The sequence below is a fragment of the Kineococcus endophyticus genome, from assembly GCF_040796495.1.
Taxonomy (GTDB): domain Bacteria; phylum Actinomycetota; class Actinomycetes; order Actinomycetales; family Kineococcaceae; genus Kineococcus; species Kineococcus endophyticus.
Map to the genome: position 1 here is coordinate 256,787 of NZ_JBFNQN010000006.1, position 13,207 is coordinate 269,993.

Sequence of the window (13,207 nt, forward strand, 5' to 3'; positions counted from 1 at the left end):
TCACCCGGTGTGGGGAGTGGGCAGTGTTCGGACGCCAGAAGGCCGCCGTCGGTCAGGTCATGACCGGGCCCATGCCGCGCGACGTCGAGGCCCTCGAGGCGGTCCTCGCCGCCCTCGACTCGGGCATCACGACCGAGCTCGACGCCCAGCTGGCGTGCGTCCGCGGACTCTCCCAGGCCCTCGACCTCAGCTACGGCGGGGTCTGGCTGCCCGGCCCCGACGGTCGGTTCACCGTCGCCGCGGAGGTCGGCCCGCTGGCCGCCGCGCTCGCCTCGAGCCGTGGCCTGGCCATCGGCGTGGGCGACGGGTGTGGCGGGAAGGCCATCTCCACCCGCGAACCCGTGCAGTGCGACGACTCCCCCGAGGCCATGGCCTGCCAGCGCTGGCGCGACGCCCGCGCCGCCGGGGCCAAGAGCGGCGGTCAGCTGCCCGTCGTCGAGAACGGGCGCGTGGTCGCGATCCACGAGTACTACTCCCGCAACGAACTGCCGTTCTTCGGCGGCCGCGCCGAGAAGTGGTCGGCCATCGGCCGCGTCGCCGCGCACGCCCGTCGTCGCGCCCTGGACACCGCCGCGCTGCAGGAGACGCTCAACGACCGCGCCGCCGTGACGACCGTCGTGACGAACGTCGGCGCCGCCGCGAACCAGGAGGCCGCCCTCCGCACGGCGCTCGAGACCGTCCGCGAGGCGTTCGGCTGGGCCTACGGGTCGTACTGGGCGCTCGACGAGGACAGCGCGACGCTGAGGTTCGTCGTCGAGTCGGGATCGGCCGGCGAGGAGTTCCGTCGGGTCACCCTCGCGGCGAGCTTCGCCGAGGGTGTCGGCCTGTCCGGCCGGGCCTGGCGCCAGCGCGACCTCGTCTACGTCCGCGACCTCGCCGAGATGACCGACTGCGTGCGGGCCCCCGCGGCCCAGCGTGCCGGCGTGAAGTCGGGCGTCTGCTTCCCGATCCTGTCCGAGGGGCGCGTCGTCGGGACGATGGACTTCTTCGCCACCGACGTCATCGACCTGTCCGAGTCGCGTGCGTCCTCGCTGCGCAACGTGCAGCAGCTGGTCTCGCAACGCCTGGACGTGTTGCGCCGCAGCGAGCACGACGCCGCGCGGTCCCACGAACTGCTCGACACGGTCTCCCGCCTGCGGGATGCGGTGAACGACGCCGGACGCGTCGCGGACGCCGCCGTCGGCCAGGCCTCGACCATGACGGGCGAGGTCGACGCGCTGACGCAGGCGTCGGCCGCGGTCGGGGAGGTCATCAAGATCATCTCCGGCATCGCCGACCAGACGAACCTCCTCGCGCTCAACGCCACGATCGAGGCCGCCCGCGCCGGGGAACTCGGCCGGGGTTTCGCGGTCGTCGCCAGCGAGGTCAAGGACCTGGCGCGCGAGACCGCCGACGCCACCCAGCGCGTCGCGCAGCAGATCTCCGGCATCCAGGCGTCGAGTTCCGCCGTCTCCGGCGGCATCAACGAGACCGCCGCGATCATCCGTGAACTCGACACGGTGCAGGCGCGGATCTCCGAGGTCATCGACGAGCAGGTCGCCATGGCGACCGCCTACGAGCGCCCGTCCGCGCGGCGCTGACCCCCTGAACCCGCCGCACCGTCGTCCGCCCTGAGCGGACGGCGGTGCGGCGGCCCCCCAACGGCCCGTAGCGTCGTGGGGAACCGACCGGTGGAGGTTCCCGTGCGCACGCTGACCGTCGTCCCGCCCCGTCGCGTGCGCCGCCGTCCGGACCCCCTGCTGCGCGACGCCCTCGGCAGCGTCCTGCGCGCCGAGCGGACGGCCCAGGGCCGCACCCTGTCCGACGTCGCGTCCGACGCCCGCGTCTCCCTGCCGCACCTGTCCGAGGTGGAACGCGGGCGCAAGGAACCGTCCTCCGAGGTGCTCGCCGCGATCTGCGGCGCCCTGGGCCTGGACCTCGCGGACCTGTTGCTGCGCACCAGTCGTCACGTCCGGGACCTCACGTCGGTCGTCGAGCCGGCGGTTCCCGTCGTCTCGTCCGCGCCGACGGTCTCGCTCTCCCTCGTCGCCTGACGCGCGCGGGGCAGCGCCCCTCGGGGGCACGTCCTGCCGTACCCGCACACCACGCCTCCTACCCGGTGAGGAGCACCTGCTCCAGTACCCGCCGCAGCGTGGGACGCAATTCCTGACCCTCGTTCGTCGCCCACCACAGCAGGCCTGCCGTCATGGCCGAGAGCGCGGCGTGCACGGCCACGGCCACCGCCAGCCCGTCCTCCTCGGGAGCCCGGTCGGCGACGAAGGCCGCGAGTTCGTCCAGGACCGAGAACTGCACCGCGAGCAGGTGGGACCGCAGCTCCGGGGTGGCGGCCATGAGTCGCAGGCGTGCGCGCAGGAGCGCCTCGTCGCCGTCGGGGAACACGAGGGCCGTGGGGAGGAGCTCGACGAGCGCCTCCCGCCACGGGGTCGTGGCGAGGACGTCGGCGAGGGCGGCGGCGATGGCGTCGGTGGCCTGCTCCCGGCCGTCCCAGACGATCGCGCTCTTGGACGGGTAGTAGCTGAACAGCGTGCGGCGCGCGATGCCGCAGGAGCGGGCGACGTCCTCCATCGTCGTCGTCTCGTACCCCTGCTCGGTGAACAGGCGCAGCGCCGTGACGGCGATCGCGGACGGCGACGTGGCAGGGGGGCGGCCCCGGGGGCGGGTCCGGCCGGACCCCCGGTCCGTTTGATGCACTGAGTGCTTCAATGGTGCTCCCATCCCCGCCGCCGAGGAGGACGTCGTGTCCACCGCTTCCGCCGCCGAGTTCCCCACCCAGTCTCCCGCCGTGACCGACCTGCCCGTGGTCCCCGGGCGCTTCCTGGGACGGACCGCGATCGTCACCGGTGCCGGCTCCGGCATCGGGCGGGCCACCACCGTCCGCCTGGCCCGCGAGGGAGCCCGGGTCGTCGCCGCCGACGTCTCCGGTGAGCGCCTCGACGCGCTCGTCGCCGAGTTCGCCGACCTCGACCTCGTGCCCGTGGTGGGCGACATCACGACCGAGGCGGGTGTCTCCGCCGTCGTCGCGGCCGCGGGGGAGCGGATCGACGCCCTGGCGAACGTCGCGGGGATCATGGACGCGTTCCTCCCGCCGTCCGAGGTCGACGACGCCACCTGGGACCGCGTGTTCGCCGTGAACCTCACCGCACCGATGCGGCTGGTGCGGGCCGTCCTGCCGGTGATGACGGCCGCGGGAAGGGGGCGGTCGTCAACGTCTCGTCCGAGGCGAGCCTGCGGGCGTCGGCGTCGGGTGTCGCCTACACGGCCTCCAAGCACGCCGTGAACGGGCTGACCAAGAGCATCGCGTTCTTCCACGGACCGCAGGGCATCCGGGCCAACGCCGTAGCCCCGGGGGCCGTCATCACGAACATCGAGGCGCCGATGCGTTCCGAACTCGCGGCCCAGCGCGTCGGACCGGTCCTGCAGACGGTGGTCCCGGCGCCGGCGACCGCCGACCAGCTCGCGGCCAGCATCACCTGGCTGCTCAGCGACGACGCCGCGAACGTCAACGGCGTCGTCCTGCCCTCGGACGGGGGCTGGTCGGCGGTCTGAGGTTTCACCCCGCCGTCAGGACCCCGGCGGGCGAGACGACCCGGTCTGCCACCCCGTACTCGACGGCCGCGGCGCCGGGCAGGACGAGGTCGCGGTCGAGGTCGCGGCGCAACTGCTCGACGTCGCGGCCGGTGTGCCGCGCGAGGACGTCCTCGATCTCCGAGCGGATCCGCAGGACCTCCTTCGCCTGGATCTGCAGGTCGGCGGCGGTCCCCTGCGCCCCGCCCGACGGCTGGTGCAGCAGGACGCGGGAGTGTTCCAGGACCGACCGCTTGCCGGGGGCGCCGGCCGCCAGCAGCACCGCCGCGGCCGAGGCGGCCTGCCCGACGCAGAACGTCGCGACGTCGGGCTGGATGAACTGCATCGTGTCGTAGACCGCCATGAGCGCCGTCGCGGAACCCCCGGGGGAGTTGATGTAGAGGTTCACGTCGGCGGTCGCCGACTCCGAGGCCAGGTGCACGAGCTGGGCGATGACGACGTTGGCGACGGCGTCGTCGATCTCGCCGTGCAGGAACACGATGCGGTCCGACAGCAGTCGGCTGAACACGTCCGACGTGCGGTCGCCGCGGGGGGTTGACTCGACCACGTAGGGGATGGGCCAGCTCATCACAGCCCCACCTTCCGGGCCGAGCCGAGGCGCACGTCCGAAACTCCGGTGACGACGTGGTCGACCATCCCGTACTCCAGGGCCTCGTCGGCCGTGAACCACCGGTCCCGTTCGGAGTCCTGCCGGATCGTGGCCTCGTCCTGGCCCGTGTGCCGGGCCGTCAGCCGGGTGAGGACGGACCGCGTGTGCTCGAGGTTCTCGGCCTGGATCGCGATGTCTGCCGCTGTGCCGCCGATCCCGCCCGAGGGCTGGTGCATCATGACGCGCGCGTGCGGCAGGGCGTAGCGCTTGCCGGCGGTTCCCGCGCACAGGAGGAACTGCCCCATGCTCGCGGCCATCCCCATGACGAGCGTCGAGACGTCGTTCGGGATGAGCTTCATGGTGTCGTAGATCGCCAGGCCGGCCGTCACCGAACCCCCGGGGGAGTTCACGTACAGCGCGATGTCGGACCGCGGGTCGTCGGCCGACAGCAGCAGCAGTTGCGCGGTGATCCGGTTCGCGATCGCGTCGTCTACCTCCTGGCCCAGGACGACGATGCGCTGGAACAGGAGGCGCTGGGACAACTGGTCGTCGAACGGGCCCGCCAGGGTCGTGGTGGACATCGGTTCTCCTCTGCAGACGGTGGAGCGGTGCGTTCCACCACCGTCGGCCCGCGGGCCGTCCCCGGGAAGGGCTTTCTGCTCGCAGGAGATCCACCGCGGGCGAACGCGACGACGGGCCGGCGGTCAGGCCTTCCAGCCGCCGTCGGAGAACAGCAGTTGCCCGTTGATCCAGCCCCCACGGTCGGACAGCAGGAACGCGACGAGGTCGGCGGTGTCCTGCGGGGTGCCGAGCCGCCCGCGCGGGTTCGGCGCCAGCGCGGCCTCCCGGACGGCGTCGTCCATCCAGCCCGTGTCGACGGGGCCGGGGTTCACGACGTTCGCGGTCAGGCGCTGGTGCTGCAGTTCGCGTGCGGCGGCCAGGACGATGCGGTCCATGGCGCCCTTGCTCGCGCCGTAGGGGAGGTTGTGCGTGGTGTGGTCGCTCGTGATCGCCACGATCCGGCCGGTGCCCGGTTCCACCCGCAACCGGCGGGCGAACTCCGCGACGAGCAGCCACGTCGCCCGCGCGTTCACGGCCATGTGCCGGTCGAAGCTCTCGACGGTGGTGTCGAGGATCGAGGAGTCCACCGATTCGCAGTGGCACATCACGAGCGCGGTCACGGCGCCCAGGGCGTCCTCGACCGCGTCGAACAACCGGGCCGGCGTTCCGGGGTCGGCCAGGTCGGCGGGGACGGCGACGGTGCGCGCCCCGGTGGCCCGCAGGTCGGCGTGGACCCGCTCGGGGTCATCCGGTTGCGGCCCCCACGGCATCCGCTCGTCGTACGGCGCCCAGTGGCTGGTGGCGACGTCCCAGCCGTCGCGCGCCAGCTGCGCGGCGATGCCGGCCCCGATGCCGACCCGTCGTCCGACCCCCGTCACGAGCACCACCGGTCGCTGCGTCATGCCCCCCACCCTGGACGGGGCCCGGGTGGGGACGCGACGGGTTTCCTACTGCTGGTAGTGCTCGACCTCGTCGACGGGCCGGGCCGCCGCCCTCTCCGGGTCCTGCCCCGCGCTCCGGCGCGCGTCGCGCTGGCGCAGCAGGTCCCAGGCCTGGTCGAGCGCCTCCTCGGCGGCCCGCAGCTGCGCGTGCTCCTCGTCGGCCGACAGTTCGCCCTTCTGCAGCGCCTCGCGGAGGCGGTGCTCGGTGGCGACCAGGTCGCTGATCCGCTGGTGGATGTCGTGCTCGTCCATGCCCGGATCCTGCCGCGGGCGGTGCTGGACCGCGAGCGCGGGCGGGAGGAGCATCCGGAGGTGGACGAGACGGTGCAGCCGGTGGACGAGTACGTCACCCGCGCCCCGGCACGGGCGCTGCGCCCCTGGGTCGGCGCGTACTCGGGGTACCGCCAGCGCGGGATCCCGCCGGTGCGGCACCTGGGGCTGCCGTCGCCGTGGCTGACCGTCGTGATCACGCTCGACGACCCGCTGCACGTCGTGTCCCACCCCGACGCGCAGCAGCCGGGCGGCCGCTACGACGCGCTCGTCGGCGGGTTGCACGTGCGGCCCGCGGTCATCGCCCACGGGGGACGGCAGTCCGGGATGCAGGTCGCGCTGCACCCGCTGGCCGCCCGCAGCGTCCTCGGAGCGCCTGCGGGGGAGCTGGCGGCGCTGGACCTGCCAGCGGACGCGGTCCTCGGGTCGGAGGTGGACCGCCTGCGGGACAGGCTGTCCGTCCTCGACTGGGGAGCGCGGTTCGACCTGCTCGACCGGTGGTTCACGGACCGGCTGAGCACTCCGTCCACGGACCTGCCCGCCGGGCTCGGGACGGCGTGCCGCCGTCTGGTGGGCGGTGACGGGGTCGCCACCGTCGCCCGCGCGACCGGGTGGAGCGCGCGTCACCTCACGACGCTCGTGCGGCGCGAGACGGGGTTGTCGCCGAGCGCGCTGGGCCGGGTGGCGCGGTTCGACCGGGCCCGCCGCCTCCTGCAGCACGATGCCGGCCTGCGCGTCAGCGACGTCGCCGCGCTCGCGGGGCACTGCGACGCCTCCCACCTCGTGCGCGACTTCCGCGAGTTCGCGGGGCTGCCACCGACGACGTGGCGGGCGCAGGAGTTCCGATCCGTCCACGACACCGACCCGCTGCTCGCGGCAGGGTCGGGGGATGACGACGAACTCTGAGGCCCCCGTCCCCACCACCCCCGTCCCCACCGTGTGGCCGGCCTTCCGCGCCCGCGACGCCCGCGCGCTCATCGCCTTCCTCGTCGACGCCTTCGGCTTCGAGGAGACGCTCGTGGTGCCCGGTGAGGGGGATCTCGTGGCGCACGCGCAGCTGTCCTGGCCCCACGGGGGCGGCGTGATGCTGGGCTCCGAACGCCCCGGTACGGGCTGGCACGTGGGCGCGGGAGGGGCCGGCTGCTACGTCGTCGTCCCCGACGACGCCGCGCTCGACGCCGTCCGCGCCCGGGCCCGCGCCGCCGGCGCCGACGCGGGTGACGTGGTCAAGCAGGGCTACGGCTCGCGCGAGTTCACCGTCCGCGACCCGGAGGGCAACCACTGGTCGTTCGGGACCTACCGGGGAGAGCCGCGGGTGTGAGTGGCCGGCGGGTGTCCGGCGGGTGTCACGGTGTGCGGGGGGCACTAGAACTACTAGCATCTTCGCGTGATCCCCACCGATCAGCAGGTCGACGAGGACGTCGAAGCCGTGCTCGCAGGTTCGCGGGCCGTCGTGGGCATCAGCGTGCGCTCGCTCGCGGAGGCCATGGAGTCGCTCACGCTGCAGCAGTACAGGGTGCTGGTGCTCATCTGCTCGCGCGGGCCGCTGCGCAGCGGGGCCCTCGCCGCGGCCATCGGCGTCCACCCGTCCACGTTCACCCGCGCCGTCGACCGCCTCGTCGCGGGCGGGTGGGTGACGCGCGAGGACAACCCCGACACGCGCCGCGAGGTCCTCGTCGCCCCCACCGAGCGCGCCCGCGTCCTCGTCGACCAGGTCCTCGCCCGCCGCCGTGCGCAGTTCGAAGCCGTCCTGGACCGCATGGACGCGGACGGCCGCGCCGCGGTGCGGGAGGGTTTCGCCCGCTTCGCGGAAGCGGCGGGGGACACCGACATGCCCGAGGCGACGACCCTCGGCTACGAGAGCTGACGTTCCCGCAGGCCGATCTCCCGGTGGGCCTTCGTCTGCCGGCGCGTGTGGTGTCGGCGGCACAGGACCTCGTACTCCACGGTGCCGACGGGGCCGACGTCGAGCGTCCCCTCCTGGGCGCTGACGTCCCCCACGACGACCTGCTCGCCGGCGACCACCATCTGGCCGTCGACGGTGCGGGCGTTGTGGGTGGCGCGCCGACCGCACCAGCACAGCGCCTCCACCTGCGGCACCTGCACGCGGTCGGCGAGTTCGATGAAGCGCGCCGAGCCCGGGAAGAGGCGGGTGCGGAAGTCGGCCGTGATGCCGAACGCGAAGACGTCGACGTCGAGGTCGTCGACCACCCGGGCGAGCTGCTCGACCTGATCGGGGTCGTAGAACTGCGCCTCGTCGCACACGACGTAGTCGAGCGGGTCGGCCGCATGGCGGCTGCTCACCTCGACCCACAGGTCGGTGCCGTCCCCGACCTCGAGCGCGGCGCGGGCCAGCCCGATGCGGCTGGAGATGACGGCGGCCCCGGCGCGGTCGAAGCGGGTGAACAGCAGGCCCCGCCGTCCCTGCACCCGGTGGTTGTGGTCGGTCTGCAGCGCGAGCGTCGACTTCCCGCAGTCCATCGTCCCGGAGAAGAACACCAGTTCGGCCACGGGCGTCGATGATGCCTCATCGCGCGGGCCGGGGTGCGGGCTCGTCGTCACGTCCGGCTCGACCTACGAGCCCGACGTGACGACGATCCCACCCCCGCGCGGCCCCGTCAGGCGTCGCCGGCGGTGACGGCCTGGGCCTCCGCGGCCGAGTGCGGCGCCGGGTCGTCGGGCACGACGACGAGGTGACGGCGGCCGGACAGCAGCACGGCCAGGCCGACGACCACGCCGAGGGCCCCGAGGGCGAACGGCGACCAGTCGGTGAAGACCTCGCCGAGCTCACCGGCGGCCCAGGCGGCGATGGCGCCGCCGATGAACCGGACGAAGGAGTACGCCGCCGACGCCGTGGAGCGCTGGACGGGGGAGACCTCCATGACGAGTTCGGTGACGATCGTGTTGTTCACGCCGAGGAACACCCCGGCGACGATCGTCCCGACGACGAGGACGGGCTTGACGTCCACGAACACGGCCTCGACGACCAGCACGAGGGCGAACAGCGACAGCATGGCCGCCACGACGGGGACCGTCCCGAACCGGCGCTGCAGGCGCGGTGCGAGCACCACGGACGCGACGGCGAGGCAGATGCCCCACCCGAAGAACACGAACCCCAGCTCGATCGGCGAGGAGATCTCCAGGGCGAACGGCGTGTAGGCCAGGAGGGTGAAGAACCCGAAGTTGTAGAGGAAGGCCATGCCCGCGACGGTCGCGAGCCCGCGGTGGCGCAGCGCTCGGACGGGGTCGGAGATCCGCGTGCGGACAGCGGGTTTCGGCGTCGACGGCAGCAGCGTCACGATCGCGGTGAACGCGACGGCCATGAGGACGGCCGTGCCGAAGAACGGCCCGCGCCAGGACACCTCGCCGAGCAGGCCGCCGACGAGCGGACCGGTCGCGATGCCGAGACCGAGCGCGGCCTCGTAGAGGATGATCGCGTTCGCCATCCCGCCGCTTGCGGCGCCGACGATGGTGGCCAGCGCCGTGGCGATGAACAGCGCGTTGCCCAGGCCCCAGCCGGCGCGGAACCCGACGATCTGCGCGATCGAGGACGACGACCCGGCCAGCGCGGCGAAGACCACGATGAGGGCGAGCCCGGCCATGAGCGTCTTCTTCGCGCCGAACCGGCTGGAGATCCAGCCGGTGAGCAGCATCGCGAGCCCGGTGATGCCGAGGTAGGACGTGAACAGCAGCAGGGTCTGCGCCTTGGTGGCGCCGAGTTCCCCGGCGATGGCGGGCAGGATCGGGTCGACGAGGCCGATGCCCATGAACGAGACGACGGCGGCGAAGGCCACCGCCCACACGGCGACGGGCTGCTTCAGCAGTCCGGGACGTGCGTCGGCCGCGTCCGGTGCGGTGTGCGACGTGGTGTCAGTCGACACGGGACGTCCTTCCTGAGACGAGTGCGGTGATGTCCTCGAGCAGGCCGGTCAGTCGTTCGAGGTCGCCGGGCGGGGCCGGCAGGTGCTGCAGGGCGTCGGCCACGGGGGCGCGCAGCGCGCTGCGGTTGGCGAGCAGCGCGTCGCGGCCGGCGTCGGTCAGCGCGACGAGGACGGCGCGGGCGTCGGCGGGGTCGGTCGTGCGCGTCACGAGGCCCGCGTCGCCGAGCCGGGTGACGAGCCCCGTCATGCTCGGCTGCGCACACCCCTCCAGCTCGGCGAGCCGGCTGACGCGCAGGGCGCCGTCGCGGTCCAGCGTGCTGAGCACGCGCGCCTGCGTCAGGGACAGGCGGGTGCCGTCCGCGGCCGCCGCGGCGCCGCGCGTCAAGGCCGAGCAGCTGAGGAGCAGGCGTTCGGCCAGGTCCCCATCAAGTTGCATAGGGACACTATATGTCGGTCCCGCTGGCACGGCAACGCGGGAGTGGCGTGACAGGGGACACGCAGCGTGGTGAGGTGGTCACGTGAGTGACGAGGGGACGGCCGCTGCGGCCGACGACGAGGACGACCGTCGGCACCGGGTCGACCGCCGCACGACGATCGACCTGACGCGCGCCGAGCGCGGCGAGCCCGAGCGCCGCCGCCTGCCCGGCGTGGACCGCCGCGACAACCCCGACTCCCAGGACCGCTGACCCCCCTGCCCCCGTGGAAAACACTCCTTCCGCCCCTCGAGAGCGCTCTCGAGGGGCGGAAAGAGTGTTTTCCACGCAGGGGCAGGGGGTCAGGACAGGGCGCTGAAGGCCTCGACGTCCCGGATCTGCCCGGACACGATGATGACGTCGTCGGAGGCGAGCACCGTCTCGGGCGTGGCGTAGGTGAAGCCCTCACCGGCGCGGTGGTGCGCGACGACGGTCACCTTGTACGTGCTGCGCAGCTTCACCTGCCCCAGGCTGCGGCCGACGATGGGGCTCGGCGGCGTCGTCTTGACCATGGCGTAGCCGTCGTCGAACTCGATGTAGTCCAGCATCCGCCCGCGGACGAGGTGCGCCACGCGCAGGCCCATCTCGTGCTCGGGGCGGATCACCTTGTGCGCGCCGAGCTGCGTGAGGATCCGGGCGTGCGACTCGCTGATCGCCTTGGCCCACACGTTGCGGATCCCGAACTGCAGCAGCGTCGAGACGGTGAGGATGCTCGCCTCGAGGTTCGTCCCGATGCCGACGACGGCGCGGTCGAACTCGTGGACGGACAGCTGCCGGAGCGCCTCCTCCTTCGTGGAGTCGGCGACGACGGCGTGCGTCAGGGAGCCCGCGAGCTCGTCGACGAGGCTCGCGTCGTTGTCGATGCCCAGGACGTCGACCTGCCCGTCCTCCATGAGCTCCAGGGCCAGGGAGCGGCCGAAGCGGCCGAGGCCGATGACGACCACCGACCGCGGGCTGGCCAGAGCCGAGCGCTTGCTACCCAATGATCGGCCTTCCTTCGGGGTACTCGTACAGGCGGGTGCGTTCGCGCAGCGCCAGGGCGGCGCCGAGCGTGATCGGCCCGATGCGGCCGAGGAACATCAACAGGGCCAGGATGACCTGCCCCGAGTCCGGCAGCTGCACGAGCAGCCCGGAGCTGAGCCCGACCGTGGCGAACGACGAGACCACCTCGAAGACGACCATGTCCAGCGGGGCCCGGGTCATCTCGACGAGGACGACGGTCGCGACGACGACGACGCCCACGGAGGCGAGCGCCACCGTCAGCGCCTGCCGCACGACGCGGTCGGCGACCGTGCGGCGGAAGACCGTGACGGTCGGCTCGCCGCGGAACTCGGCGTAGACCGCGACGGCGAGCAGGGCGAACGTCGTCACCTTGATCCCGCCGGCCGTCGACGCGGATCCGCCGCCGATGAACATGAGGACGTCCATGACGAGCCAGGACCCGCCGTTCATGCTCGTGATGTCGATCGAGTTGAACCCCGAGCTGCGGGTGGCCGAGGCCTGGAACAACCCCGCCAGCGGCCGCGCCCACCAGTCCAGGCCCGCCAGGGTCGCCGGGTTGCGCCACTCGTTGACGGTGAGGAACACCGCCCCGAGGAACAGCAGCGGGACGGTCGTGACGAGCGTCAGCTTGGTGTGGAGGGACCAGCGCTGGGGGAAGCGGAACTGCTTGCGCAGCTCCAGCAGGACGGGGAAGCCCAGGCCGCCGAGGAACGAGGCCGCGACGACGGGCAGGCACATCCACGGGTCCGCGACGAAGGCCGTCATGCTGTCGCCGCGCAGCGCGAAACCGGCGTTGTTGAAGGAGGAGACGGCGAGGAACGTGCCCTCCCACGCGGCCGCGGTGATCGTCCGGTCGTAGCCGGCGAAGAGCCGGGACGTGAGCAGCACCGCCGTCACCAGCTCGACGACCACCGAGACGCGCACGACGCCGAGCAGCACCGAGCGGACGTCGCCGAGGTTCAGACCGCGCGACTCCGTGGCCGTGAGCATCCGCGAGCGCAGTCCGAGCCGCCGGGAGGCGAAGACGCCCAGCAGCGAGGCGGACGTCATGATCCCGAACCCGCCGACCTGGGCGAGGGCGAGGATGACGACGAGCCCGAACGTGGACCAGTGCTCGCGGGTGTCCACGACGACGTGCCCCGTGACGCACAGCGCGCTGACCGCGGTGAACAGGGCCTCGACGAAGGTGGCCGACCCCGGGCCCCGCCGGGCGACGGGCAGCCAGAGCAGGGCGGTGCCGAGGGCGACGGCGAGGGCGAAGCCGAGGGCCACGACCTGGGCCGGGTGCCGCAGCACGCGCTGACGCCGGCGGGTCGCGGGGACTTCCGCCACGTGGTGCCTCCGCCGTGCGTCGTGCCAGCGCAGGGTCCGCCCGCGCTCGACGCGGACGCGCCGACCGTCGCCAGGCTAACGGGACGGCGGTGCCGGGGAGGGACGGTCAGTCCGGTTCGGGGACCTCGAGCAGTTCCAGGAGGTCCTGGCGGCCGAAGAACCGGGCGGCCTCGAGCGCGCTCGGGGTGCCGAGGTAGGGGTCGGCGTCGGCGGCGACGAGCGCGGCCACGACCTCCACCTCGCCCTTGAAGACGGCGGCGGCGAGCGGGGTCTGACCGCGGCTGTTGGCGCGGTCGGGGTCGGCGTCGCGTTCGAGCAGGGCCAGGACCGTGCGGGGGTGACCGTGGTAGGCGGCCAGCATGACGAGCGAGTTGCCGTCGCTGTCGGTCGAGTTCACCGGGACGCCGAGGTCGAGGTAGCCGCACAGTTCACGGACCCGGCCGTTGCGGGCGTGCTCGAAGACGCGGTGGGCCAGGGCCAGTGCCCGTTCCTCGCCCTCGTCGGCGGGGCCGGAGGGGACAGCACCCACCGCGGCACCGGCGTCCGCCGGCCCGGAGCCGGGGTCCTCCCGCT

The 13,207-nt window shown here is 73.3% G+C and carries 17 protein-coding genes and 1 pseudogene; 7 read left to right on the forward strand and 11 right to left on the reverse strand.

Annotated features, from left to right (window positions below; translation table 11 throughout):
• The first annotated feature begins 23 nt into the window (after positions 1-23).
• Positions 24-1,580, forward strand: coding sequence for a methyl-accepting chemotaxis protein (locus AB1207_RS10635; RefSeq protein ID WP_367638161.1), 1,557 nt, complete (start codon positions 24-26; stop codon positions 1,578-1,580).
• A 102-nt stretch (positions 1,581-1,682) separates the two neighbouring features.
• A complete protein-coding gene (locus AB1207_RS10640; RefSeq protein WP_437178909.1) occupies positions 1,683-2,033 on the forward strand; it encodes a helix-turn-helix domain-containing protein in 351 nt (116 codons plus the stop codon).
• Between the two features lie 58 nt (positions 2,034-2,091).
• Here AB1207_RS10640 and AB1207_RS10645 read toward each other — a convergent pair whose 3' ends face one another.
• The gene (locus tag AB1207_RS10645; protein ID WP_367638162.1) at positions 2,092-2,691 is read right to left on the reverse strand and encodes a TetR/AcrR family transcriptional regulator; all 600 of its coding nucleotides are present in this window, start codon (positions 2,689-2,691) and stop codon (positions 2,092-2,094) included.
• A gap of 106 nt (positions 2,692-2,797) precedes the next feature.
• Between AB1207_RS10645 and AB1207_RS10650 the strand changes: the two are divergent.
• A pseudogene (locus AB1207_RS10650) lies at positions 2,798-3,546 on the forward strand (SDR family NAD(P)-dependent oxidoreductase).
• 4 nt (positions 3,547-3,550) lie between these two features.
• On the opposite strand, the gene AB1207_RS10655 reads toward AB1207_RS10650, so the two are convergent.
• The 4 genes from AB1207_RS10655 to AB1207_RS10670 form a co-directional block, all read right to left on the reverse strand.
• Positions 3,551-4,153, reverse strand: coding sequence for a ClpP family protease (locus AB1207_RS10655; protein ID WP_367638163.1), 603 nt, complete (start codon positions 4,151-4,153; stop codon positions 3,551-3,553).
• Positions 4,153-4,755 carry a ClpP family protease gene (locus AB1207_RS10660; protein WP_367638164.1) on the reverse strand — a complete coding sequence of 201 codons (603 nt, stop codon included), beginning with the start codon at positions 4,753-4,755 and terminating at the stop codon, positions 4,153-4,155. The genes AB1207_RS10655 and AB1207_RS10660 overlap by 1 nt, the downstream gene beginning before the upstream one ends.
• A gap of 123 nt (positions 4,756-4,878) precedes the next feature.
• A complete protein-coding gene (locus tag AB1207_RS10665) occupies positions 4,879-5,637 on the reverse strand; it encodes an SDR family oxidoreductase (RefSeq protein WP_367638165.1) in 759 nt (252 codons plus the stop codon).
• A 45-nt stretch (positions 5,638-5,682) separates the two neighbouring features.
• Positions 5,683-5,928: a DUF2630 family protein gene (locus AB1207_RS10670; protein ID WP_367638167.1), complete on the reverse strand. Its 246-nt coding sequence runs from the start codon at positions 5,926-5,928 to the stop codon at positions 5,683-5,685.
• A 60-nt stretch (positions 5,929-5,988) separates the two neighbouring features.
• Here AB1207_RS10670 and AB1207_RS10675 point away from each other — a divergent pair, with 60 nt between their 5' ends.
• From AB1207_RS10675 to AB1207_RS10685, 3 genes are all read left to right on the forward strand, one after another.
• The gene (locus AB1207_RS10675; protein WP_367638168.1) at positions 5,989-6,852 is read left to right on the forward strand and encodes an AraC family transcriptional regulator; all 864 of its coding nucleotides are present in this window, start codon (positions 5,989-5,991) and stop codon (positions 6,850-6,852) included.
• A complete protein-coding gene (locus tag AB1207_RS10680; protein WP_367638169.1) occupies positions 6,836-7,267 on the forward strand; it encodes a VOC family protein in 432 nt (143 codons plus the stop codon). Before AB1207_RS10675 ends, AB1207_RS10680 begins: the two co-directional genes overlap by 17 nt.
• 66 nt (positions 7,268-7,333) lie before the next feature.
• Positions 7,334-7,813 (forward strand): MarR family winged helix-turn-helix transcriptional regulator, encoded by a 480-nt coding sequence (locus AB1207_RS10685; RefSeq protein WP_367638171.1) that lies wholly within the window; start codon positions 7,334-7,336, stop codon positions 7,811-7,813.
• Here AB1207_RS10685 and AB1207_RS10690 read toward each other — a convergent pair.
• The 3 genes from AB1207_RS10690 to AB1207_RS10700 form a co-directional block, all read right to left on the reverse strand.
• Entirely contained in the window at positions 7,801-8,457 is a 657-nt protein-coding gene (locus AB1207_RS10690) for a thymidine kinase (protein ID WP_367638172.1), read from the reverse strand. The genes AB1207_RS10685 and AB1207_RS10690 overlap by 13 nt on opposite strands.
• 107 nt (positions 8,458-8,564) lie before the next feature.
• Positions 8,565-9,827 (reverse strand): MFS transporter, encoded by a 1,263-nt coding sequence (locus tag AB1207_RS10695; RefSeq protein WP_367638174.1) that lies wholly within the window; start codon positions 9,825-9,827, stop codon positions 8,565-8,567.
• Positions 9,817-10,263: a MarR family winged helix-turn-helix transcriptional regulator gene (locus AB1207_RS10700; RefSeq protein WP_367638175.1), complete on the reverse strand. Its 447-nt coding sequence runs from the start codon at positions 10,261-10,263 to the stop codon at positions 9,817-9,819. The genes AB1207_RS10695 and AB1207_RS10700 overlap by 11 nt, the downstream gene beginning before the upstream one ends.
• 82 nt (positions 10,264-10,345) lie before the next feature.
• Here AB1207_RS10700 and AB1207_RS10705 point away from each other — a divergent pair, with 82 nt between their 5' ends.
• The gene (locus AB1207_RS10705) at positions 10,346-10,513 is read left to right on the forward strand and encodes a hypothetical protein (protein ID WP_367638177.1); all 168 of its coding nucleotides are present in this window, start codon (positions 10,346-10,348) and stop codon (positions 10,511-10,513) included.
• Between the two features lie 89 nt (positions 10,514-10,602).
• Here AB1207_RS10705 and AB1207_RS10710 read toward each other — a convergent pair whose 3' ends face one another.
• The 3 genes from AB1207_RS10710 to AB1207_RS10720 all read right to left on the reverse strand — a co-directional run bounded on the left by AB1207_RS10710 (position 10,603) and on the right by AB1207_RS10720 (position 13,163).
• Positions 10,603-11,244 (reverse strand): potassium channel family protein, encoded by a 642-nt coding sequence (locus tag AB1207_RS10710; protein WP_367638266.1) that lies wholly within the window; start codon positions 11,242-11,244, stop codon positions 10,603-10,605.
• A gap of 31 nt (positions 11,245-11,275) precedes the next feature.
• On the reverse strand, positions 11,276-12,634 hold the full coding sequence (locus AB1207_RS10715) for a TrkH family potassium uptake protein (protein ID WP_367638179.1): 1,359 nt from the start codon (positions 12,632-12,634) through the stop codon (positions 11,276-11,278).
• Positions 12,635-12,740: 106 nt separating this feature from the next.
• Positions 12,741-13,163 (reverse strand): ankyrin repeat domain-containing protein, encoded by a 423-nt coding sequence (locus AB1207_RS10720; protein ID WP_367638268.1) that lies wholly within the window; start codon positions 13,161-13,163, stop codon positions 12,741-12,743.
• Positions 13,164-13,207 lie beyond the last annotated feature (44 nt).